The sequence below is a fragment of the Paenibacillus sp. FSL K6-1096 genome, from assembly GCF_037977055.1.
Classification (GTDB): Bacteria; Bacillota; Bacilli; order Paenibacillales; family Paenibacillaceae; genus Paenibacillus_AQ.
The window spans coordinates 712,954-734,558 of sequence record NZ_CP150274.1; the positions used below are offsets into that span (position 1 = coordinate 712,954).

The 21,605-nt window shown below is 54.9% G+C and carries 22 protein-coding genes; 1 reads left to right on the plus strand and 21 read right to left on the minus strand.

Features of this window, described 5'->3' with window-relative positions; translation table 11 throughout:
- Position 1: 1 nt before the first annotated feature.
- From flgC to MHI24_RS03240, 10 genes are all read right to left on the minus strand, one after another.
- Positions 2-448, minus strand: a complete 447-nt coding sequence (gene flgC, locus MHI24_RS03195) for a flagellar basal body rod protein FlgC (RefSeq protein WP_340024114.1) — start codon at positions 446-448, stop codon at positions 2-4.
- 6 nt (positions 449-454) lie between these two features.
- The gene (flgB, locus tag MHI24_RS03200; RefSeq protein WP_340024115.1) at positions 455-862 is read right to left on the minus strand and encodes a flagellar basal body rod protein FlgB; all 408 of its coding nucleotides are present in this window, start codon (positions 860-862) and stop codon (positions 455-457) included.
- 375 nt (positions 863-1,237) lie between these two features.
- Positions 1,238-2,638 carry an ATP-dependent protease ATPase subunit HslU gene (gene hslU, locus MHI24_RS03205; RefSeq protein ID WP_340024116.1) on the minus strand — a complete coding sequence of 467 codons (1,401 nt, stop codon included), beginning with the start codon at positions 2,636-2,638 and terminating at the stop codon, positions 1,238-1,240.
- A 33-nt stretch (positions 2,639-2,671) separates the two neighbouring features.
- Positions 2,672-3,214, minus strand: a complete 543-nt coding sequence (gene hslV / locus MHI24_RS03210; RefSeq protein WP_340024117.1) for an ATP-dependent protease subunit HslV — start codon at positions 3,212-3,214, stop codon at positions 2,672-2,674.
- Positions 3,215-3,255: 41 nt separating this feature from the next.
- Positions 3,256-4,635 carry an FADH(2)-oxidizing methylenetetrahydrofolate--tRNA-(uracil(54)-C(5))-methyltransferase TrmFO gene (trmFO, locus tag MHI24_RS03215; protein ID WP_340024118.1) on the minus strand — a complete coding sequence of 460 codons (1,380 nt, stop codon included), beginning with the start codon at positions 4,633-4,635 and terminating at the stop codon, positions 3,256-3,258.
- Between the two features lie 23 nt (positions 4,636-4,658).
- The gene (topA, locus tag MHI24_RS03220) at positions 4,659-6,755 is read right to left on the minus strand and encodes a type I DNA topoisomerase (RefSeq protein WP_340024119.1); all 2,097 of its coding nucleotides are present in this window, start codon (positions 6,753-6,755) and stop codon (positions 4,659-4,661) included.
- 99 nt (positions 6,756-6,854) lie between these two features.
- The gene (gene dprA, locus MHI24_RS03225) at positions 6,855-7,973 is read right to left on the minus strand and encodes a DNA-processing protein DprA (RefSeq protein ID WP_340024120.1); all 1,119 of its coding nucleotides are present in this window, start codon (positions 7,971-7,973) and stop codon (positions 6,855-6,857) included.
- Positions 7,974-8,142: 169 nt separating this feature from the next.
- Positions 8,143-9,072 carry a succinate--CoA ligase subunit alpha gene (gene sucD / locus MHI24_RS03230; RefSeq protein ID WP_340024121.1) on the minus strand — a complete coding sequence of 310 codons (930 nt, stop codon included), beginning with the start codon at positions 9,070-9,072 and terminating at the stop codon, positions 8,143-8,145.
- A 68-nt stretch (positions 9,073-9,140) separates the two neighbouring features.
- Positions 9,141-10,298, minus strand: a complete 1,158-nt coding sequence (gene sucC, locus MHI24_RS03235; protein ID WP_340024122.1) for an ADP-forming succinate--CoA ligase subunit beta — start codon at positions 10,296-10,298, stop codon at positions 9,141-9,143.
- A gap of 358 nt (positions 10,299-10,656) precedes the next feature.
- Positions 10,657-11,124: a MarR family transcriptional regulator gene (locus MHI24_RS03240; RefSeq protein WP_340024123.1), complete on the minus strand. Its 468-nt coding sequence runs from the start codon at positions 11,122-11,124 to the stop codon at positions 10,657-10,659.
- Between the two features lie 148 nt (positions 11,125-11,272).
- Between MHI24_RS03240 and MHI24_RS03245 the strand changes: the two genes are divergently transcribed.
- The gene (locus tag MHI24_RS03245) at positions 11,273-11,701 is read left to right on the plus strand and encodes an organic hydroperoxide resistance protein (RefSeq protein ID WP_340024124.1); all 429 of its coding nucleotides are present in this window, start codon (positions 11,273-11,275) and stop codon (positions 11,699-11,701) included.
- A gap of 135 nt (positions 11,702-11,836) precedes the next feature.
- Here the strand turns inward: MHI24_RS03245 and MHI24_RS03250 are convergent, their stop codons facing one another.
- From MHI24_RS03250 to MHI24_RS03300, 11 genes are all read right to left on the minus strand, one after another.
- Positions 11,837-13,519: a YifB family Mg chelatase-like AAA ATPase gene (locus tag MHI24_RS03250; RefSeq protein ID WP_340024125.1), complete on the minus strand. Its 1,683-nt coding sequence runs from the start codon at positions 13,517-13,519 to the stop codon at positions 11,837-11,839.
- 211 nt (positions 13,520-13,730) lie between these two features.
- Positions 13,731-14,237: a phosphoesterase gene (locus tag MHI24_RS03255; RefSeq protein WP_340024126.1), complete on the minus strand. Its 507-nt coding sequence runs from the start codon at positions 14,235-14,237 to the stop codon at positions 13,731-13,733.
- 203 nt (positions 14,238-14,440) lie between these two features.
- A complete protein-coding gene (locus MHI24_RS03260; protein WP_340024127.1) occupies positions 14,441-14,857 on the minus strand; it encodes a hypothetical protein in 417 nt (138 codons plus the stop codon).
- A gap of 230 nt (positions 14,858-15,087) precedes the next feature.
- Positions 15,088-15,474 (minus strand): YraN family protein, encoded by a 387-nt coding sequence (locus MHI24_RS03265; protein ID WP_340024128.1) that lies wholly within the window; start codon positions 15,472-15,474, stop codon positions 15,088-15,090.
- Entirely contained in the window at positions 15,471-15,773 is a 303-nt protein-coding gene (locus MHI24_RS03270; RefSeq protein ID WP_340024130.1) for an EscU/YscU/HrcU family type III secretion system export apparatus switch protein, read from the minus strand. The genes MHI24_RS03265 and MHI24_RS03270 overlap by 4 nt, the downstream gene beginning before the upstream one ends.
- On the minus strand, positions 15,770-18,016 hold the full coding sequence (locus MHI24_RS03275; RefSeq protein WP_340024131.1) for a DNA ligase: 2,247 nt from the start codon (positions 18,014-18,016) through the stop codon (positions 15,770-15,772). Before MHI24_RS03275 ends, MHI24_RS03270 begins: the two co-directional genes overlap by 4 nt.
- 69 nt (positions 18,017-18,085) lie before the next feature.
- Positions 18,086-18,718: a ribonuclease HII gene (locus tag MHI24_RS03280; protein ID WP_340024132.1), complete on the minus strand. Its 633-nt coding sequence runs from the start codon at positions 18,716-18,718 to the stop codon at positions 18,086-18,088.
- A 225-nt stretch (positions 18,719-18,943) separates the two neighbouring features.
- The gene (gene ylqF, locus MHI24_RS03285) at positions 18,944-19,807 is read right to left on the minus strand and encodes a ribosome biogenesis GTPase YlqF (protein WP_340024133.1); all 864 of its coding nucleotides are present in this window, start codon (positions 19,805-19,807) and stop codon (positions 18,944-18,946) included.
- A gap of 30 nt (positions 19,808-19,837) precedes the next feature.
- Positions 19,838-20,458, minus strand: a complete 621-nt coding sequence (lepB, locus tag MHI24_RS03290) for a signal peptidase I (protein WP_340024135.1) — start codon at positions 20,456-20,458, stop codon at positions 19,838-19,840.
- A 261-nt stretch (positions 20,459-20,719) separates the two neighbouring features.
- Entirely contained in the window at positions 20,720-21,064 is a 345-nt protein-coding gene (gene rplS / locus MHI24_RS03295) for a 50S ribosomal protein L19 (RefSeq protein ID WP_340024136.1), read from the minus strand.
- 151 nt (positions 21,065-21,215) lie between these two features.
- Entirely contained in the window at positions 21,216-21,518 is a 303-nt protein-coding gene (locus tag MHI24_RS03300; RefSeq protein WP_340024137.1) for a hypothetical protein, read from the minus strand.
- Positions 21,519-21,605 lie beyond the last annotated feature (87 nt).

The following is a 21,605-nucleotide window of genomic DNA, read 5'->3' on the forward strand; positions in this document are numbered from 1 at the left end:
CTTACCGTCCGATCTCAAGCGCCTTGACCACCATCGATTTGGAGGCGTTCAGCATCGTAACATTCGCTTCATAAGAACGCGAGGCAGACAGCATGTCCACCATTTCCTTGGTGATATCCACATTCGGCATGTACACATAACCGTTGACATCCGCATCGGGATGGCTGGGGTTGTACACCGGCTTCAGCGGCGAAGTATCGTCGATAATTTCCTTAACCTTGACCCCTTCGCTGCCCCCGCCCATTCGCGATTGGAGGATATTAGAGAAGCTGTCTCCCTGGCCGGTCTCCAGTACTGCAAGCTTGCGGCGGTAAGGAACGGCCTTGCCGTCCACTACAGAGGCTCTAGTAGTCTCCGCGTTTGCGATATTGGACGAGATGATATCCATCCGCAGGCGCTGGGCGGTTAAGGCCGAGGCACTGATTCCAAAGCTGCTGCCAAAATTCATCGCTCATTATCCTCCCTGCACCACTGTACGCATCATTGTGATCTGGCTGTTCAGCTGCTCTATATAAGAGTTGTACCTCAGCTGGTTCTCGGCGCTCAGCGCCTGTTCACGGTCCATATCCACATTATTTCCATTGTTATTCATCGAAGTAGTCTCATCTGTGCTGACAACAGCAGCCGGCATACCGGTCACCGTCCCAAACTGGAAATGACGGGAATCTGATACTTTAGCGCTCAGCGTCGGCTTGAGTCCAAGCTCCTGTTGTCTCAGGATACTCTCAAAGCTTACATCAGAACGTTTAAAATTTGGTGTATCAGCATTTGCTACATTATTAGCGAGAACACTTTGTCGTTTGGTGGCGGCTTCTAGGCCCCCCTGTAATCTTTGAAAGCTGACACTGTTAAGCAAACCCATGGTAATCCCCCTTCCAAACCTATCATAATGAAAAGAATTCCACAACTTCGACCAAAATCCTGCTCTTATTCGACAAATAAAGCCATTTTTTTCATTGAATCGTCGCTTAAAAGTCGAATCATGTCGATGAATGCATCTTATGTCAATCTCACATACATTGATTCTCTTAGAATTTGTATATTATTACAATAAGAAATAAGCCCTATCTTTTCAGAAAAGAGAGGGCTTAAAGCATGTTTTTACAATTTTCTTCCTTTTAAGTTACATATTCTTCTAAAAAATAGCGTAATTTAACTTTTCACGCATGATTTTAGGATCAAATTCGGATAGTTGTAATTCTTATTACCCAGATTTGTTGTTTTGAAGTCTGTCACATTAAAGGATATATTGGCTTAAATCGCGATCCTGGGCGATTCCTGCCAGTTTTTCGCGAACATACTCGGGGGTAATGACCATAGTATCCAAAGTCAGCTCAGGCGCTTCAAACGAAAGATCCTCCAGCAGCTTCTCCAGGATGGTGTGCAGACGCCGCGCTCCGATATTCTCCATATTCTGGTTCACAGAAGCGGCGATTTTGGCAATTTCCTGAATAGCCTCCTTCTGAAACTGGATTTCAATGTTCTCCGTCTGCAGCAGATGCACATATTGTTTCGTTAATGCGTTCTCCGGCTCAGTCAGAATAGATACAAAGTCCTCAAGTGTCAGACTGCTCAGCTCTACACGAATCGGGAAGCGCCCCTGCAGCTCAGGAATCAGATCCGAAGGCTTGGCAATATGAAAAGCCCCTGCGGCGATGAACAGGATATAGTCTGTCTTCACAGGACCGTATTTGGTCATTACCGTCGAGCCTTCCACGATAGGCAGAATATCGCGCTGTACCCCCTCGCGGGATACATCCGGGCCGGAGCCTTTGCCCTGGCTGGCTACCTTATCAATCTCATCGATAAAAATAATCCCGGACTGCTCCGCACGCGCAACGGATTCCTGGATCATATCGTCTGTATCGATCAGTTTGGCCGCTTCATCCTGAATCAGCACCTTGCGGGCCTCCCGGATCGGCAGCTTGCGCTTCTTCGTCCGCTTCGGCAGCAGGCTGCCGAACATCTCCTGCATATTCATACCTATCTGGTCGTTGCCCTGTCCCGCGAACATATCCATCATCGAAGGCGTGGTATCCTCCACATCAATCTCAATGATGTCATCCTCCAGCTGGCCGGCCAGCAGCTTGAACTTAATGCCCCTGCGGCGCTCGCTCAGGCTTCCGTCCTCCGCCTCTTCCTTGGTATCCTCCGCGCTGCCGCTGTTCCCGCCAAAAATCATCTCGAACGGGTTCCGCTGTGACTTGCCCTTCGATGACGAAGGCGCCAGAATCGCGACGATACGGTCATTGGCCAGCTCTTCCGCACGGTCCTTCACCTTCTCGGTGCGCTCCAGCTTCACCATACGGATAGAGGTCTCCACCAGATCGCGGACCATCGACTCGACATCACGGCCCACATAACCGACTTCGGTAAACTTGGTAGCTTCTATCTTGATGAACGGCGCATTGACAAGCTTGGCCAGACGCCGGGCAATTTCCGTTTTGCCGACACCGGTCGGTCCGATCATCAGAATGTTTTTGGGCACCACCTCATCGCGCAGCTCTTCGGACAACAGACTGCGCCGGTAGCGGTTGCGCAGCGCCACAGCTACGGATTTCTTGGCCTGTCTCTGGCCTACAATATACTTGTCAAGCTCTGTTACAATCTGGCGGGGTGTAAGCGACTGATTCGCCATTCGGAGTTCCTCCCTTTTTGTGTGGCACCGTGCCTATAATTGTTCGACAATGATATTGGAATTGGTATATACACAGATCTCGGAAGCAATCTGCAGCGCTTCTCTGGCAATCTCGTCGGCGCCCAGATGAGCGGCATGACGTTTGAGCGCCCGCCCGGAGGCGAGCGCAAAGTTCCCGCCGGAGCCGATCGCCAGCACATCGTCATCCGGTTCAATGATCTCGCCGTTGCCGGAGATCAGCAGCATCCCTTCCTTATCCATTACAATCATAAGGGCCTCCAGCTTGCGCAGGATGCGGTCCTGGCGCCAATCCTTGGCCAGCTCCACCGCAGCCCTCTGCAGGTTGCCGTGATGCTCCTCCAGCTTGCCCTCGAACTTCTCGAACAGTGTGATCGCATCGGATACGGAACCCGCAAAACCTGCAATCACCTGCCCTCTGTACAGGCGGCGGACTTTTTTGGCCGTCGTCTTCATAATGACGCTCTCTCCGAATGTAACCTGGCCGTCCCCGGCAATCGCCGCATGGCCGTTATGTCTTACCGCACAAATTGTAGTCGCATGAAAGCTGGGTAACATAATAGGCACCCTCCTGAAATGTTATGATCGAACTTCTGAATTTATTGCGCCGGAGCATCCGCTTCGGCATGCTCTGCTTCCGCCGCCTCAGGCTCCTTATACGTCAGCCCGCGGGATGCCGCATATGCGGCGAGGCTGTCCAGCGCCCGGTAGGCGAGACGTTCATTCTTCTCCTTCTTGCTCTTGAACCGCGTGTCCAGCTTCGGCAGCAGGCCGAAGTTGGCATTCATCGGCTGGAAGTGCTCGGGATCGGCTGAGGTAATGTAAGCAGGCATGCTGCCAAGAACGGTATCCTCCGGGAAAATCAGGCTCTCCTCGCCAAGCGCAGCCCGCGCTGCATTCATGCCGGCAATCATGCCGGAAGCCGCCGACTCCACGTACCCTTCCACACCGGTCATTTGTCCGGCGAAGAACAGGCGCTCACGGCCCTTCATCTGATAAGTAGGATGCAGCAGCTTGGGGGAGTTGATAAAGGTATTGCGGTGCATGACGCCGTAGCGCACATATTCGGCATTCTCCAGGCCCGGAATCAGCGAGAAGACCCGTTTCTGCTCGCCCCACTTCAGATGGGTCTGGAAGCCAACCAGATTATACAGCGTTCCCGCAGCGTTGTCCTGGCGGAGTTGCACAACCGCGTAAGGCAGCTTGCCGGTGTGCGGATTCATCAGACCTACGGGCTTCATAGGGCCGAATAAGGCCGTCTGCTTGCCGCGTCTCATCATAATCTCGATTGGCATACAGCCCTCGAAGTAAATCTCTTTCTCGAAATCTTTGAGCGCAGCAGTCTCCGCCGAGATTAGGGCATCATAGAAAGTATTGAATTCTTCTTCCGTCATCGGGCAATTCAGGTAGGCAGCTTCGCCTTTATCGTAGCGGGAGGCCAGATAGACCTTGCTCATATCAATGCTGTCCTTCTCCACAATCGGGGCGGCGGCATCGTAGAAATAGAAGTATTCCTCGCCAAGCAGCTCCTTGATCTCAGAGGACAGCGCCGGGGAGGTCAGCGGGCCTGTGGCAATGACAACGATCCCTTCCTCCGGTATATGTGTAAGCTCTTCGTTTATGACCTCAACCAGCGGGTGATTATGCAGCACGGATGTAATCTCACCGGAGAAGCCGTCGCGGTCTACCGCAAGCGCACCGCCTGCCGGAACCGCATGTTTGTCGGCAGCGCCCAGCACAAGCGAGTCCAGGCGCCGCATTTCTTCCTTAAGTACACCCACCGCATTGCCCAGCCCGTTAGCCCGCAGCGAGTTGCTGCAGACCAGCTCGGCGAACTGGTCCGTATGATGCGCCGGTGTCTTCACGGCCGGGCGCATCTCATATAATCTTACCGGCACTCCGCGAGAGGCGATTTGCCAGGCGGCCTCGCTCCCGGCAAGGCCTGCTCCGATGACGGTTACCTTCTTGATTTCAGTCAATTTCCGTTCCTCCTGTGAACCTATTATTCTGCCAATTCTTCGTTGTCCAGCACTTCCTCTGTATGATCACACGAGGTGCACTGCAGCTTCGTACCCTGCTTATTGCGCTTCTCTATCATCCAGGCGCCGCACACCGGACACGGCTTCGCGGACGGTCTGTCCCAGGACACGAAATCGCAGCCCGGATACTGGTCACAGCCGTAGAAGACACGCCCCTTCTTGCTGCGCCGCTCTACAACCTTGCCTTCATGGCATTTCGGACAGCTGACCCCGATATCCTTCACAATCGGCTTCGTATTGCGGCACTCCGGGAATCCCGAGCAGGCAAGAAATTTACCGAACCGGCCCAGCTTGTAGACCATCGGCTTGCCGCATTTCTCGCACAGCTCGTCGGAGACCTCATCTTCAATTTCGATTTCCTTCATTTCTTCTTCCGCATACGTAAGCCGCTTCTCGAAGGATTCATAGAATTCTGCCAGCACCTTAACCCAATCCTCGGCTCCCTCTTCCACATGGTCAAGATCGCCTTCCATATGGGCCGTGAATTCCACATCGAGAATCTCCGGGAAGAATTCTTCCATTTGCTCGATGATCAGCTCGCCGAGCTCGGTCGGCATGAACTTCTTCTCTTCAATCGCCACATATCCGCGCTTCTGGATCGTCTCCAGTGTCGGCGCATACGTACTCGGACGGCCGATGCCCAGCTCCTCCAGCGTTTTGACCAGTCTTGCTTCCGTATATCTCGGAGGCGGCTGGGTGAAATGCTGCTTCGGCTCGATCTCGTTCGCCTTCAACGCATCACCGGCCTTAAGCGGCGGCAGGAATTTCTCGTCATCGGTGGTGCCGTCATCATTGCCTTCCACATAGACCTTCATGAACCCCGGGAAGGATACCTTCGACCCGACGGCTCTGAAAATCGCTGTACCGGCTGCAATATCAACCGACAGGGTATCGAGCACCGCCGAGGACATCTGGCTGGATACAAACCGTTCCCATACCAGCTTATACAGACGGAACTGGTCACGGCTCATGAATTCCTTAACCATCTCCGGCTCGCGGAGCGCAGAGGTGGGACGGATCGCTTCATGGGCATCCTGAGCGCCCGCAGCCTTCTTGGAATACTGGCGCGGCGTCTCGGGAACGAACTTCTCGCCGTATTTGGAGAGGATCAGCTCCTTGGCTTCTTCCTGAGCCGTAGCGGAGATCCGGGTGGAATCCGTACGCATATAGGTAATCAAGCCGACAGTGCCTTCCTTGCCCAGCTCAACCCCTTCATAGAGCTGCTGGGCGACTGACATCGTCTTGGCTGCGCGGAAGCCCAGCTTGCGGGCCGCTTCCTGCTGCAACGAGCTCGTTGTAAAAGGAGCGGACGGATGCCGCTGTCTTTCCTTCTCCTTGACTTCCTTCACCTCGAAGGCGGCATTCTTGATCGCCTCCAGCACTTCCTGGACATCGCTCTCCTGGTTCAGCTCTTTCTTCTCGCCGTTCAGCTTATGGAACTTGGCTTCGAACTCCGAATCCCGGATGCCAAGCTTGGCGGTGATACTCCAGTATTCTGTAGGAATGAACGCAGATATTTCATTCTCGCGGTCCATGATAATCTTGACCGCTACCGATTGCACCCGTCCGGCAGACAGGCCTTTTTTGACTTTCTTCCATAATAGGGGACTGATCTTATAGCCGACCAGCCGGTCGAGAATCCGCCGGGCCTGCTGGGCGTTCACCAGATCCATATTAATCTTGCGCGGCGTCTTGAAGGCATCCTTCACCGCCTGCTTCGTAATCTCATTGAATACCACCCGGCACTCCTGGGTATTATCCAGCTCCAGCGCATGGGCCAGATGCCAGGCAATCGCTTCACCTTCGCGGTCCGGGTCAGCTGCGAGATAGACTTTTTTCACTTTTTTGCTGGCATCCTTAAGCTCCTTCAGAATGGAGCCCTTGCCGCGGATCGTAATGTACTTGGGATTGAAATCCTTTTCCACCTCAACGCCGATCTGGCTCTTGGGCAAATCGCGGATATGCCCCATCGATGCCTTAACGATATATTTACTGCCAAGATATTTACCGATTGTTTTTGCTTTTGCCGGTGATTCTACAATAACCAACGCATCTGCCATAGGTTTTCCTCCCAAAAGTTGATAAGCTAAAGCCCGTTCCCCTGTCTCCCGGACAGGCCTGAAAGCACGGAATCTATGCTTACCACAGTTACTTCTATATTAAATTACCTTATAAATTGCTCCCGGTAATTGTACTACCGCTTTTTTTATGATTAAAGATAACAGAACTGAATGCAAATGTCCAAAATCCCACTTTGTAGACACCAGCAGCTCATCCAGCGTAAACGGCCCTTGATGCAGTATATGGTAAAGGTGCAGCTCCTCACTTGTCAATTTCTTTTGCAGACAGTCTTCCGTTTCCCCGTGCTCCAAGCCTCCTGTCAGGGATGCTCCTGATCCGGCCTTAGGCAGGTAGGACACGTATTCTTCGACAATATCTGAGGCTGCGGTGACCAGCTTGGCCCCCTGCTTAATCAGCTCCAGCGCCCCCCTGCTCTTGGGTGAAGTAAGCGGCCCCGGCACGGCGAATACATCCCTGCCGGCTTCAAGCGCAGCATCGGCTGTAATCAGCGATCCGCTGCGGCTGTCGGCCTCCACCACCAGCGTCCCCAGGGTCAGGCCGGCAATAATCCGGTTGCGCTGCGGGAATAATCCCGGGTGGCTGGGTGTTCCAAGCGGATATTCACTCAGCACCAGACCTTCACGCGCAATCTGCCGCTCCAGCCCGCGGTTCTCCGGGGGATAGACCTTGTCCAGCCCGGTGGCCACCACAGCAATCGTGCCTCCGGCTCCCGCCAGCGCCGCTTCGTGGCTGATGCTGTCTATTCCTCTGGCCAGACCGCTGACAACCGTTAGACCAGCTGCGCTCAGCTGACCAGCCAGCAGCTCTCCCACCTTGCGCCCGTAGGCAGTGGGCACCCGGGTTCCGACCATCGCCACAGAAGGGCGCGATGCCAGCTCCAGCCGGCCCCGGTAATACAGGACCCATGGCGGCTGGGCGGTTTCTTTTAACTGAACAGGATAGTCTGCATCCAGAATGGTCACCATCGCTACACCGCTTTCTTCCATTAAAGAGCGGCGCTTCACAATCCATGCTTCATTCAGAACAGCAGCAAGCTTAGCGGACAATTTATCGGGGATGCCGGCCCTTTGCCAGTCTTCGTCAGTGCAGGATAAGACATCCTCCGTCAGCAGTCCCGCCCGCTGTATCCGGTCAATGCTCTTCCAGCCGATTCCTTCCACCTCATGCAGTCCAAACAGCAGATCACGGATTTCCATACGCATTCTCTCCCTAGAGGAAGGCCAGACCTTCCTTATTTTGTAATATAACACTCAAAATAGCAAGCAAAAAAAGCAACCCTCCATCCGCATCATCACGAATAAAAGGTTGCTTACCTTGTACATCATTCTATTAAATTCATCATGAATAACTATAATAACTAGGATTCTAGTGGGTAGTAAAAGCGTTCAGAATGCCGCGCTCTTCCAGCACACTGACAAGGGTTGAGCCCATCTCGGCAGGTGTCGGAGCCACCTTGATGCCGCAGGACTCCAGCACAGCGATCTTCTCGCTGGCCGTCCCCTGGCCGCCGGAAATAATTGCTCCTGCATGGCCCATCCGCTTGCCCGGAGGAGCCGTGACACCCCCAATGAAGCCGACCACCGGCTTGGTCATGTTCTCCTTGATCCACTGAGCAGCTTCCTCTTCGGCCGTCCCGCCGATCTCCCCGATCATTACAACCGCCTTGGTGCCGGGATCTTCATTAAAGAGCTTCAGAATATCGATGAATTCCGAGCCCTTCACCGGGTCGCCCCCGATGCCCACCGCCGTAGATTGCCCGATGCCGCGCTCTGTCAGCTGATGCACAGCCTCATAGGTCAGCGTCCCGCTGCGGGAGACTACCCCTACATAACCAGGCTTGTGGATGTAACCCGGCATAATGCCGATTTTACACTCTCCCGGCGTAATTACACCCGGACAGTTAGGACCGATCAGTACCGTGGAGCGGCCCTCCATATATCTGGAGACTTTGACCATATCAAGCACCGGAATGCCTTCTGTGATGCAAATGACGAGCTCAAGCTCCGCGTCCACCGCTTCCATAATCGAATCAGCCGCGAAGGCCGGCGGTACATAGATTACACTTGCAGTCGCGCCTGTGGCGGCTTTGGCGGCAACCACTGTATCGAATACAGGAAGGCTCTTCTCCGTGCCGTCCTCCAGCGTAATCTGGACCGTGGTGCCCCCCTTGCCAGGAGTTACACCGCCAACCATTTGCGTGCCGTAATCCAGCGCGCCTTTTGTATGAAACAGACCGGTGGCTCCGGTAATTCCCTGGGTGATGACTTTCGTATTTTTATTTACAAGAATGCTCATGCCTTAGGTCACATCCTCACTATTATTGTCGAATACGAGACAGGCTCTCCGTTAGCGGCAGCTTTTGCTTACACAAGAGCAACAATTTTGCGGGCACCGTCAGCCATGGAATCGGCAGCAACAATGTTCAGTCCCGAACCGGCGAGGATCTCCTTGCCCAGTGCAACATTCGTGCCCTCCAGACGCACCACCAGCGGCTTGGTTAATCCAAGCTGTCTGGCAGCCTCCACTACACCTGTAGCAATGACATCACAACGCATAATTCCGCCGAAAATATTAACGAAAATGCCGTTCACCTTGTCATCCGACAGGATGATTTTGAACGCTTCGGTGACCTTCTCAGTCGTCGCGCCGCCCCCTACATCTAGGAAGTTAGCCGGCTCGCCGCCGTAATATTTGATAATGTCCATGGTCGCCATGGCCAGTCCCGCACCGTTCACCATACAGCCGATGTTGCCGTCCAGTGCGATGTAGCTGAGATCATATTTGGAAGCCTCAATTTCCTTGGCATCTTCTTCGTCCAGATCGCGCAGCTCCTGAATATCCTTATGGCGGAACAGGCTGTTAGAATCGAAATTCAGCTTGGCATCCAGCGCCATCACATTGCCGTCAGCGGTTACGACCAGCGGATTGATCTCGGCAATTGAGCAATCTTTATCCACAAAAGCCAGATACAGCGCTTGCATGAACTTCACAGCCTTATTGACCAGCGCAGGCGGAATGGCAATGCTGTAAGCCAGCTTGCGTGCCTGGAAGGTCTGCAATCCCACTGCCGGATCAATGATCTCCTTGAAAATCTTCTCAGGGTGCGTTGCCGCCACCTCTTCAATCTCCGTGCCGCCTTCCTCGGAAGCCATCATAACCACCCGGCCGGTGCCGCGGTCCACCACCAGTCCGATATAATACTCTTTCTCAATCTGGCAGCCTTCTTCAATCAGCAGCCGCTTCACTACCTTGCCTTCGGGTCCCGTCTGATGGGTAACCAGTGTCTTGCCGAGGATTTCGGACGCATATGCGCGGACCTCATCACTGTTCTTCGCCACCTTGACGCCGCCCGCTTTGCCGCGTCCTCCGGCATGAATCTGAGCTTTGACTACAACAACCGGTGTGCCCAGCGCTGCGGCAGCTTCTACTGCTTCCTCCACTGTATAAGCAACTTTTCCGTTCGGTACGGCAACGCCGTACTTCTTAAGTACTTCTTTTCCCTGATACTCGTGGATATTCATTCCGGAAGCCTCCTAAAGTGTTGCGGCGGCATTCAGCAGGCAGCCTGCAGCCCTCCGCATTCCGTTTTGATTGTCCAAAGCCGGGGCCAGACCGGTGTTAACCGGCAATATCCCGGGACTAGCAGAGACCGTACCCGCCTGTTCCCTGAAGCAGCAAGCGGCCCGTTTCTCTGCTGCTGGCACACAGAATCTATTACAGAGTGATATCTATAATTACCTATATGCCAGAATGTGAAACCCAGAATATTGTAACATGTTTTAAAAACGCTTTCCTTAAAAACTTTCACTATTTATACATACATTTTCGCTCGGTTTCATGCCGAAATGCGAACGATTGCATTGACAATAAGCGAACAGTTTATTTGGAGCTATTCATATTCGCCTCGTGGACCCGGTTCAGAAGGTCTTTGAATTGTCCAAGCAGATCGATGAATTCTACCGGAGAGAGCATCGTGCCAGCGGCCATTTTGCCGGGAATAGACAATGCCTCCTGCTTCAGCGCCAGCCCCTGGTCCGTTAATGAGATCAGCACCTTCCGCTCATCCTGCTGGGAACGTTCACGCAAGATCAGTCCTGCGGCCTGCAGCCGCTTAAGCAGCGGAGTCAGTGTGCCAGAATCCAGGAACAGCGCCTCGCCCAGCTCCTTGACCGTACATTGCCGTCTCTCCCACAGAACAAGCATCACCAGATACTGGGAATATGTCAATCCGATTTTGTCCAGATGGGGCTGATACAGCTTCGTGAATTCACGCGAACAGGCATAGATCGTAAAGCAGAGCTGGTTCTCAAGCATGAGCTCAGGGGTGGTTGTCGGTTCATTTTGCATTTCTTCTTCACCTGCCTTTGTGACATTAGTTTATCACAATTCATTCATAATATCATGTTAATAGCGGAAAATAGATTGACTTTTATTTTAATTGTGTTAAATTAAGTTGTGTACAATATAATTTGAAATTGAACGGGAGCGATTAATCATGATGACGATCCAACAGAAAATGTATGAAACTACAGTAAAAGCGGTTGGCGGCAGACAAGGCTCTGTCGAATCCGACAGCCCTAAGCTGAACCTCACGATCAGCACACCGCGCGAAATGGGCGGTGCCGGCGGCGAAGGCACGAATCCTGAGCAGCTGTTCGCAGCTGGTTATTCCGCTTGCTTCGACAGCGCTCTGAACATGGTTGCCCGGATGGGCAAGGTGAAGATCGAGGGCAGTGAAGTTACGGCAACCGTAAGCTTCGGCAAAGTGGAAGACGGCGGCTTCGGCATTGCTGTCAAAATGGATGTTCTGGTCAAAGGTGTTGACCATGAAACTGCCAAACAGCTCGTTGAAGCGGCCCACGGCGCTTGTCCCTACTCCCGCGCAACCCGCGGCAATATTGAAGTGGAATTGAACGTGCTGTAAGACGTTATTCCTTCATATAGCAGGTAATCCAGTCCCCTGTCCGGCAGTTCCGGGCAGGGGATTTTGCATTGCATAGAACAGCAAGAAGCGCAGCAGCATTCAAGAAAAGTGCCGGGCAGGAAGCCCGCTTCTTCTTTACTCCTCCTCCGCCGTCACCTGCCGGTCCAGATTACGGTACTGTACCGCTTCGGCCAGATGTGCGGCATTGATTGCATCTGCGCCTTCCAGATCCGCAATCGTGCGGGCCAGCCGGATGATCCGGTCATGAGCCCGCATGCTTAGCCCCAGGCTCTCCAGAATGCCGTTCAGCAGCACTGCCTCCTCGGGCCGGAGCGCCGCATAACGGCGCAGTGCCGCTCCCGACAGCTCGCTGTTCCAGGAGACCGGCAGCCGTGCGTACCGCTGCGCTTGAACAGCCTGTGCCCGCAGCACCGCCTCCCGCATCTGTGCGGAAGAGACCTGTGGTGCGCCCGCATCCCATTCCTTCGGACGCGGAACATCAACCTGCATGTCCATCCGGTCCAGCAGCGGCCCCGAAATCCTGGCTCGGTACTGGGCGATTCTGGCCGGGCTGCAGGTGCAGCGCTGGTGGGTGCCGCCACTACCGAGATAACCGCAAGGGCATGGATTCATCGAACAGGCAAGCAGGAACCTCCCAGGGAAGGTGAACGCTGCCCGGGCCCGGCTGATCGTAACCAATCCGTCCTCCAATGGCTGGCGGAGCACCTCAAGCACGGCGCGGGAGAACTCCGGCAGCTCATCCAGGAAGAGAATGCCGCGGTGTGCAAGGCTGACCTCTCCCGGCTTCGGGATACCGCCTCCGCCGATCAGCCCCGCTCCCGAGATGGTATGATGCGGCGAGCGGAACGGCCGGCTGCGCAGCAGGCCCTGCCGCCCGTCCCTGAGCATCCCGGCGGCACTGAAGATCTTCGTCACCTCCAGTGCCTCGTCATCCGTAAGGTCAGGCAGAATACCGGGCAACCGCTTGATTAGCATGGTCTTCCCCGTACCCGGCGGGCCGATCAGCAGAATATTGTGCATTCCGGCAGCCGCGATCGTCAGCGCCCGCTTCACATGATTCTGGCCCAGCACATCGCTGTAATCTTCCTGCATCAGCTGTTCGGCCCGTAGCGGGGGCGGATTATCCGTAACCACTAGGGGCTTGTACCTTAAATGCTCCAGGGACAGCGCAAGCACCGGAGGGCGTTTTCCGGACGCAGCTCCATTCCCGGCGGATACCGGAAACGGCAGTTCTGATTGCTGCATCTCCTCTCCGCTTGTCTCTGTTAGCTCTGCTATACCAGAGGCAGGTGGCTGCTCCGGCTGCGGCAGCTGGTTCAGATGCCCGGCTGTGTACACCTTCATCCCTGTAATCAACGCCGCCTCGGCGGCATTGCCGGGCGGTACCAGCACCGCCTTCAGTCCTGTCCGCCGCGCAGTCTCAACCATGGATAACACCCCGTTCACCGGACGCAGGCTGCCATCCAGGGCAAGCTCCCCGATGAACAGCAGCTCTCCGGCATCAGGCATGATAAGCTGACCGCTCGTGGTCAGAATGCCCAGCGCAATCGCCAGATCAAACGCCGAGCCCTCCTTGCGCAGGTCCGCCGGAGCCAGATTAATCGTAACCCGCTGAAGCGGATAGCTGTATCCGCAGTTCTTGACTGCCGCCCTCACCCGCTCCACCGCCTCGCGCACCGCCGAGTCGGGCAAGCCGATAATATGGGTCTGCGGCAAGCCGTTCGCCAGATCAATCTCCACGCCAATCATTACACCTTCAATGCCATAGAGGCACGCACTATGCATTTGTCCGTACACCAAAAAGCACCCCTTCTCCAGAAATCCGCCCATACGCCGGGCGTTCATTTTCCGGGAAAAAAGGTGCTTCCTCATTCTCCGCAAGCTCTATTGATTTGAGTATACCCAATACCTCCTGCTTCACGCAAGAGGGCCTTGCGCACCTGCCGCTGCATAATTCTGCATATTCTTCTTTCTTGCATAATTGCGCAGACATGACTTAAGCATCATTTTAATCTCCACCTTCTTCGCTGGCTGTAACGGCGTCGCGGATCTGCTCGAAGGAGAGCGGCGTGTAATTCCAATGCTCCACACAAATATTGAAATGATGCTTGCCCTCATATTTCTGTCCATGGATATGGCCGTGCACATTCACGTAAGGCATATGCTTGTTCATATACATCGGCTCATGGGAGAGCATGAAGAACTCTTTATAGATCAGCGGATGTTCACTGACCTCATCAAACCCGGCTTCCAGCCACCAGGCCCGGCCGCGGCCGCGGTCATGATTGCCGAGAATCAGAATTTTGTAGCCGTTCAAGGCAGACACAATTCTCCGGGTATCCTCCAGGTTCAGAAAAGAGAAGTCACCGAGATGAAAGACGGTATCCTCCTTGCCCACCGCCGCATTCCAGTTCGTGATCATCGTCTGGTTCATTTCCTCTGTGCTGCCAAAGGGCCGTGATTCGAAATCAATAATCAGCTTGTGGCCAAAATGATGGTCCGAGGTAAAGTACACGTTGGACAACTCCGTCCCCTGCCTTTCCTGTAATCTTGTGATCGCCCTTGTCAAGTGGAAACGGCTATTCCGTCCTTTTTAAGGGCGGTATCGTTTCAGCAAGAAATATAAGGACAAGTTATCGTATGGAACATATAGATTCTTATATTTCCAAAAAGACTCCAAACCGCCCGTCTACCGGACAGTTCAGAGTCTTACCGGCCTTACTTCTCCCAATTCCGCTTGGCACCGCGCCGGTTCACATTCAATTGAATTAATTCTGCCACCGGCGGAGCTTCTTCATGCTCAACCAGCCACTTCCGCATCTCCTTAATGGCCTCCACCTGCCCGTTCCCCTTGTCCCGCCAGGTCAGCAGCTCGATAACATTGATGACCAGCGACAAGAGGCTGCTGTTGCTGTCCTGAGTCTTCTCAGCACGCATCTTGTGGAACAAGGCTTCATTCTCCCAGTCAATCAATATCTCTTCCGCTATAGCAGGACGCATAACGGTAAATGTCTTGTTACAATTGCTGCAGCATACAACTGACAAGGGCTCAGCGCCTAGTTCTGTTACCACTTTGTGTTCGCAATGCTGGCATGTAAAGCTCACCTGTATATCCATCGGTTGTTGATTTCTCATATCGGCAGCCCTCCTCATGGTGGCATTAAAAGTCACACTAATGTTTACCCACATCTTTTGAGAAATGACCCACGAAGTCCGTCCCATGTCAGGGTTTACTGTATCATTTCACCAGCCCTGCTGCCTTAAGGCAAGCAGAAACGGCTTTGCCGTCCTTTTTAAGGACGGCACCCGTTTCAGCGAGAAATATAAGGATAAGTTATCGTGTGCAACATATAAATCTGATATTTTTAAAAAGCGTCCCGGATATGGCGCAGCGAGGCAACGCTTAAATCTGCATTAAGCTGCACAGCAATCACATCGAAGGAGATGATAGCCTGAGCGATTCCCTGCTGATGAAGGTAGACGCCGGCTGTTTGTCTCACCTGACGGATTTTGCGGGCATCCACCGACTCTTCTGCGGTTCCCCTGAGCAGGGACCCGCTGCGGCTGCGCACCTCAATGAAGACCAGCCCCTCTTCGTAATCTGCAATAAGATCCAGCTCCCCGCTCCGGCAGCGCCAGTTACGCTCTCTGATCCGGTAGCCCTGCGAGGTCAAATACAGGCTTGCCGCCTGCTCCGCCGCCGCGCCTTTCTCTCTGCGGGTATAGGGGCTGCCGCCGGAAGCGCGGTTCACTTCTCCCTCCGTTCCCCGGCGATCCGGTCGCTCTGGTAGACATAGCTGAGAATCTCCGCCACCAGCTGATACAGCTGCGGAGGAATCTGCTGGTCCAGATCCAGCTTGGACAGCACCTCCACCAGCGCTGCATCCTCCTGCACGGCAACTCCGTTTTCCTTGGCTTTTTGCAGGATGATGTCAGCTACCGCCCCATGTCCCTTGGCGACAACTACAGGAGCCTCCGTCTGGCCGGGGACATATTTCAGGGCAACTGCCTTTTTAAGGTTCTGCGGAACCTTCTGCTCCGGCTCATTCATATGCGGTAATCTACTCCTTTGTATTCATGCGGAACGTAATCGGAGGACTTAACCTCGGGCGCAGCTGCACTCAGCTCCGGCATGGGTCCGGCCCGCAGGCCGGATAGCTGGTAGCCAATGGATTCCACGGCTGTGCGGATCTCCTCGCGGCGCCCTTCCAGCAGCTCCTGCACCCAGGGTTCATTGTTGTGCAGCTTCAGGCTGACAATCCGGTCCATGACCTGCACATCGACCAGGGTATGGCCGAGCAGCTTCATGTCCAGGTCGAACCAGAGGCGGCAGTTCGCCGCATCCAGTTCGCCTTTGCGCCCGCGCCGCGACTGGATGTGGACCGAGGCCGTCTCCCGGCCGTCCGGCCCCTGCAGCGGCAGGAACATCGTCACCTGCGCGAACGGCGCGGTGCGGTCCGTGTTAAGCAGCAGCTGCTGGCCCGTCAGCTGCTGCACGAGCTGGCCCGCGGCTTCCTTGACCGCGGGCGGGGCATCGCTGCTGCCCAGCACCTGCAGCAGCACGCCCTTGAGCGTCCCGGCGGCCTCTTCCGCGCCGCCGGACGCTGCATGCGCGGCCTGCGGCACGCCGCCGCGCACGGCCAGCTGCTCGTGCTCCGCACCGAGCAGCTTCAAGAGCTGCCCCACCCAGGGGGCTTCGCCCTGGGCGGGGGCAGTGTCCCCGCGCAGCGCAGCGGGGACGGGGTCTTGCCCCGCCGCGCCGGAAGCGGGCGGGGCATCGCTGAGCTGCGGCAGCGCGCCGCGCAGCTCCGTCAGGACGCCCTGCAGCTTCGCCAGCAGGGCCGCCCCTGCGCTGTCGCGCACACCCGCTGCCAGGCCCGCAGCGTCACGCGCTCCAGCCGCCGCCGCTGCGCCTTCGCGCGCTCCCGGCGCAGCACCCGCGCTTTCATGCGCTCCAGCGGCCGTACCCGCGCCTTCCCGCGCTCCAGCCGTTGCGCCTGCACCACTTTGCGCTCCTGCCATCGCCGCACCTGCACCATCACGCACCCCCGCCGCAGCTCTGGCACCTTCGCCTGCGCCTTCGCCTGACACCGCCGCAGTTCCTGCAGCTTCACCCGCTGCTGAGGCTGCTCCCGCGCCTTCACGCCCTCCAGCTGCTGCGCCTGTACCTCCTTGCGCCCCTGCCGACGCCATACCTGCACCTTCACGCAATCCTGCCGCAGCACCAGCGCCTTCGCGCACTGCAACCGCGCCCGCTCCTTCTTGCGTCCCTGCCGCCGCCACACCTGCACCCTCGCGCAGCCCTGCCGCAGTACCTGCTCTTTCTTGCGTTCCCGCCACAGCACCTGCGCCTCCTTGCGTTCCCGCCGCAGCACCTGCGCCTCCTTGCGTTCCCGCCGGCGCACTTGCACCTTCACGCACTCCTGGCACTGTCGCCGCACCTTCACGTACTACCGCCGCTGTACCTGCGCCTTCACCTTCGCGCAATATTCCACCCACGGCGCCTTCTTGCGCTCCTGCCGCCGGCACGGTACTGCCGGAAGGCTGTGCCACTCCCGCACTACCGCTGGTACTGACACCATTGCCAGCCGCATTCGCCGAAACGGAAGCACCGGCGGCTGTAATTGCTGCGCCTGGTGCACCAGACGTCGCCCTTCCTGCCCCCGTTGCTTCACCTGTGCCTGTTCCACCGCTACTCTGCTGCGCCCATACATTCAGCTCCGTCTCCAGAGCGGCCAGCAGCTGATGCAGCTTCGGTCCAAATATGGCCTGCTGCAAGCCCTTGACGGTCTCAGCTGTCACCGGCAATCCCCGCTTCATTGAGACGACTGCCGCCTCCAGCCATTCGGAAGCAGGTACACCCGGCGGCTTGGCATTCATTGCCGCATCAAGCTGTGCAGCGGTCTCCTTGGTGAACGCCAACCCTCCGGCCTGCATGGCCTGAATAATCTCCCGTCCAGCCTTCGAGCCTGCCAGTCCCAGCGCTTCAATAGCTTCGCCCATGCTCTGCGGCGAAGCCAGGGCCGCCTCCCCGGGCGATACGGGCTTCAGCACCGGAAGCCCGCCCTCTCCGGGCGCCCCAATCTGCAGGTTCAGAGTCTGACCGGCAGCCAGCGGTGTTTCCAGCTCCGCCCGTACCGGCGTTCCCTGAATCTGCACCACCGCCTCTTTTCCGGAGTCCGATACGCTAAGTACTACGCCGCGGACAACCTGTCCTTCCTTAAGCTCTACCGACTTAGATTCCCCCGCCCTGCTGTCACCGAGCAAGCCGCGAATCAGCGATCCGATATTCATGTTGTCCGCCTCCTGTCCCTTTCTACTCTATATCGGTATTTCCGGCCTATTACTGAACCAGCGGACGCATCAGAAGAAGGACAACTGTTCCTGCTCCGCAAGGATATTGCCGATGAAGCTGCGGCGGTGCATTGGAGTTACCCCCAGCAGCTTGATTTGTTCACGGTGCAGCTTGGTAGCATATCCTTTATGTATTTTGATCCCGTAATCCGGATACATCTCCTCCCATAAGCCTTCGCAGAGCCGGTCGCGTGTAACCTTGGCTACAATCGAGGCCGCAGCAATAGACTGGCTGTTGGCATCCCCTTTAATAATTGCACACTGCGGAACGGGCAGATCCACCTTCTCCGCATCCACAAGCATATAGTCCGGCTGTTGGCTTAAGCCTTCAACGGCTTTGCGCATCGCCAGACGGGCAGCCTGCTTAATATTAATCTCATCGATCACCGTGGAATCCACATAGCCTACACTGACTGTCAGCGCCTGCTCCATAATCAGCTCATACAAGGCGTCCCGCTTTTTGGCGGTCAGCTTCTTGGAATCGTCCACTCCTTCAATAATCAGCCCGGCTGGCAGAATCACTGCCGCAGCCACCACATCCCCGAACAGGCAGCCTCTGCCTACCTCATCCACCCCAGCGATGTGCCGGAAGGATTGCGCCCAGCCTTCTTTTTCATATCCAAGCATATCCACAGTACTCATCCGATCCCCGCCTGTCCCATACTATATTAATGAAGCTATATCTATTCATTTCGGAAACTTTCCTTTTACACATCACACAGCATTACCTACATTATTACTACCGTAATCCCAAAAAGTTGTACAAAAACATCTGATACCGCAACGAAAATCCGTCTTTTCCCATCCGAAATGCAAAAAAGAGCCTATCCAACTAACGGATGGCTCTTCCATACCTGCATTACCTTACTATTCAGGCGTTTCCAGCGTGAAGCGTCCAAGCTTCCCGGCACGCAGCTCATGCAGCAGCGCACGCGAGGCCTTCTCCAGATCTACCCGTCCGCCGCTCATCAGGCAGCCGCGTTTGCGCCCTACCGCCTCCATGATGGCTACGATTTCGTCCGGGTTCTCCAAGTCCTCAGGCAGCTTGCTGATGCCGAAGCGCTCCTGGAAGCGGTCGCCGTAATCCTTAATCAGATATTTAACCGCATAGAAGGCAATATCCTCTATATTCAGGATTTCTTCCTTGATCGCTCCGGTGACTGCCAGCTTATAGCCTACGACCTGGTCCTCGAACTTCGGCCAGAGAATCCCCGGGGTATCCAGCAGCTCCAGATCGCCGCCTGTTTTGATCCACTGCTGGCCTTTGGTCACGCCCGGACGGTCTCCGGTAATCGCAATGTTCTTGCCAGCCATCCGGTTGATCAGCGTCGATTTGCCCACATTGGGAATCCCGACGATCAGCGCCCGCATGGCGCGCGGGTTCATCCCTTTGGCCAGCTGCCGGTCGATCTTCTCCTTCAGCAGCAGCTTGACCTGCTCGGGAATCTCCTTGATTCCCGTTCCGGTTGAAGCATCCACCGGGTGAGCCACATGCCCCTCTGCCTTGAAGTAAGCCAGCCACTTGCGTGTAGATTCCGGATCAGCCAGATCCGCCTTGTTCAGAATAATCAGCCTTGGCTTGTCCCGCAAAATATCGTCAATCATCGGATTACGGCTGGACAACGGCAGACGGGAATCAAGCAGTTCTATTGCAACATCAATCAGCTTCAGCTTATCCTCGATTTGCCGTCTGGCCTTTGTCATATGACCAGGAAACCATTGAATGGCCAATGCCGTCACCTCCTTAGACTTTCAGTCCGTTTAATGGTTAATAATGGAGATATCCTTCACCGGCCAGAAAATCAGATCAGCACGGCCAACGATATCACCGAGCGGCACATAGCCGATCATCCGGCTGTCGGTACTGTCAGAACGGTTGTCCCCCATGACAAATACATGCCCTTCCGGCACAGTGCCGTCTGTGAAGCGTTCATTCGGAAAGTTTTTGTCGTTATACAACGCATTATTCTTGTGGGACTCATCAATAGCTTCCTGGATATATGTTTCGTTAACAGGCTCCCCATTAACCGTAACAACATCCCCTTCTACTTTGACGGTATCGCCGGCAACTCCGATAACACGCTTAATGAAATCCCTGCCTTCAGACGGAACATGGAACACGATGACTTCCCCGCGCTTCGGCTCACGGATATCATAGAGAATCTCATTCACAATCACACGTTCGCCGGTATGAAAGTTAGGCTTCATGGAAGGTCCGTCTACGATAAACGGCTTGAACAACAGCCAGCGTATTAGAATAACCAGAACCAATGCAATCGCTATCGCCTTAATCCATTCCAGAACTTCATTCTTCTGTTTCCGGGGGCTCTGCCCGCCAGATTCTATAATCTCGCCCTGCCCCTGCTGCATATCCTGCTGCATAGTTCACCGTCCTCTCTAGCTCTTGTTATCTCCACTATACAACACAAAAAAACTTCTGCCAAAAACTCCCCCGTGATTACTCCTTCAGGAGGCCTTTTCGGAGAAGCTGTTCCTAAGGCACATAGGTTCATAAACCCCACAAAGTGATACTTTAGCTTCGATGCTTACTCAGATACTTTGAGGGGACCCCAGACTAAAATTCTTATTTGCAAGAAATAACGAAAGGGGCTTGAACTCAAGCCCCTTTCATCTGTCCGTTTTCTAGCGACGAACTTCTTTAATTCTTGCAGCTTTACCGCGCAGGTCACGAAGATAGTACAGCTTCGCACGACGAACTTTACCGCGGCGAGCCACTTCGATTTTCTCGATTTTAGGGGAGTTGACTGGGAATGTTCTTTCCACACCAACACCATAAGAGATTTTACGAACTGTAAAAGTCTCACCGATCCCGCCGCCGCGACGTTTGATTACAACGCCTTCGAACAACTGGACACGCTCACGAGTTCCTTCGATAACTTTTACATGCACCTTCAAAGTGTCACCCGGGCGAAAACTCGGGATATCTTTACGAAGTTGCTCTTGTGTAATAGCTTGTAGGATATTCATTAAGGACTTCCTCCTTCCGTACAGGTGTTCTTGCCTCTTCCGGAGAGCCATCGCTCTCCCTCATTATCCGCAGAGGACCACCGTATTCCACACAACAGAAGTTATATTAACACAAAATACAAGCATCTGCAACATATACTTTTCATAGCACTCATAGCGGCAGCATATCCCGTTTCTTCGCCTTGGCCTTGCAATCCTTGCAGAGTCCGACGACACTTCCATCATCCTGCGCATAAAAAATCAGCTTGCCGTTCTTCTTCCTGCAGGAGGAGCAGATCTGGTCAGCGGCATTCTGCTTGGCCCTGCGGTGGCTCTCCATAGAGATTACATTACTTCTCCTGCCCGAATGCGGCGACTCACTCTTCCCTGGATTCATCCGGCTGCGGGACACTGCATAGACAGCTGCACCCGCGAGCACAATCATCACAACCGCTGCAACTACCATTTGACTCATCCGCTCCCTTCTCGTCCGCTCCCTTTGACTTCCTCTGACCGGAATCCGGTCCGCCTCTGTGCCGCTCCGTTACAAGCTTACTGGACT

Excerpts from the sequence above, each read along its gene's own strand:
- flgC (WP_340024114.1), bottom strand. The coding sequence starts at position 448 with ATGAATTTTGGCAGCAGCTTTGGAATCAGTGCCTCGGCCTTAACCGCC.
- flgB (WP_340024115.1), bottom strand. The coding sequence starts at position 862 with ATGGGTTTGCTTAACAGTGTCAGCTTTCAAAGATTACAGGGGGGCCTA.
- hslU (WP_340024116.1), bottom strand. The coding sequence starts at position 2,638 with ATGGCGAATCAGTCGCTTACACCCCGCCAGATTGTAACAGAGCTTGAC.
- hslV (WP_340024117.1), bottom strand. The coding sequence starts at position 3,214 with ATGTTACCCAGCTTTCATGCGACTACAATTTGTGCGGTAAGACATAAC.
- topA (WP_340024119.1), bottom strand. The coding sequence starts at position 6,755 with ATGGCAGATGCGTTGGTTATTGTAGAATCACCGGCAAAAGCAAAAACA.
- dprA (WP_340024120.1), bottom strand. The coding sequence starts at position 7,973 with ATGGAAATCCGTGATCTGCTGTTTGGACTGCATGAGGTGGAAGGAATC.
- sucD (WP_340024121.1), bottom strand. The coding sequence starts at position 9,072 with ATGAGCATTCTTGTAAATAAAAATACGAAAGTCATCACCCAGGGAATT.
- sucC (WP_340024122.1), bottom strand. The coding sequence starts at position 10,298 with ATGAATATCCACGAGTATCAGGGAAAAGAAGTACTTAAGAAGTACGGC.
- MHI24_RS03240 (WP_340024123.1), bottom strand. The coding sequence starts at position 11,124 with ATGCAAAATGAACCGACAACCACCCCTGAGCTCATGCTTGAGAACCAG.
- MHI24_RS03245 (WP_340024124.1), top strand. The coding sequence starts at position 11,273 with ATGATGACGATCCAACAGAAAATGTATGAAACTACAGTAAAAGCGGTT.
- MHI24_RS03260 (WP_340024127.1), bottom strand. The coding sequence starts at position 14,857 with ATGAGAAATCAACAACCGATGGATATACAGGTGAGCTTTACATGCCAG.
- MHI24_RS03270 (WP_340024130.1), bottom strand. The coding sequence starts at position 15,773 with ATGAATGAGCCGGAGCAGAAGGTTCCGCAGAACCTTAAAAAGGCAGTT.
- MHI24_RS03275 (WP_340024131.1), bottom strand. The coding sequence starts at position 18,016 with ATGAATATCGGATCGCTGATTCGCGGCTTGCTCGGTGACAGCAGGGCG.
- MHI24_RS03280 (WP_340024132.1), bottom strand. The coding sequence starts at position 18,718 with ATGAGTACTGTGGATATGCTTGGATATGAAAAAGAAGGCTGGGCGCAA.
- lepB (WP_340024135.1), bottom strand. The coding sequence starts at position 20,458 with ATGCAGCAGGATATGCAGCAGGGGCAGGGCGAGATTATAGAATCTGGC.
- rplS (WP_340024136.1), bottom strand. The coding sequence starts at position 21,064 with ATGAATATCCTACAAGCTATTACACAAGAGCAACTTCGTAAAGATATC.
- MHI24_RS03300 (WP_340024137.1), bottom strand. The coding sequence starts at position 21,518 with ATGAGTCAAATGGTAGTTGCAGCGGTTGTGATGATTGTGCTCGCGGGT.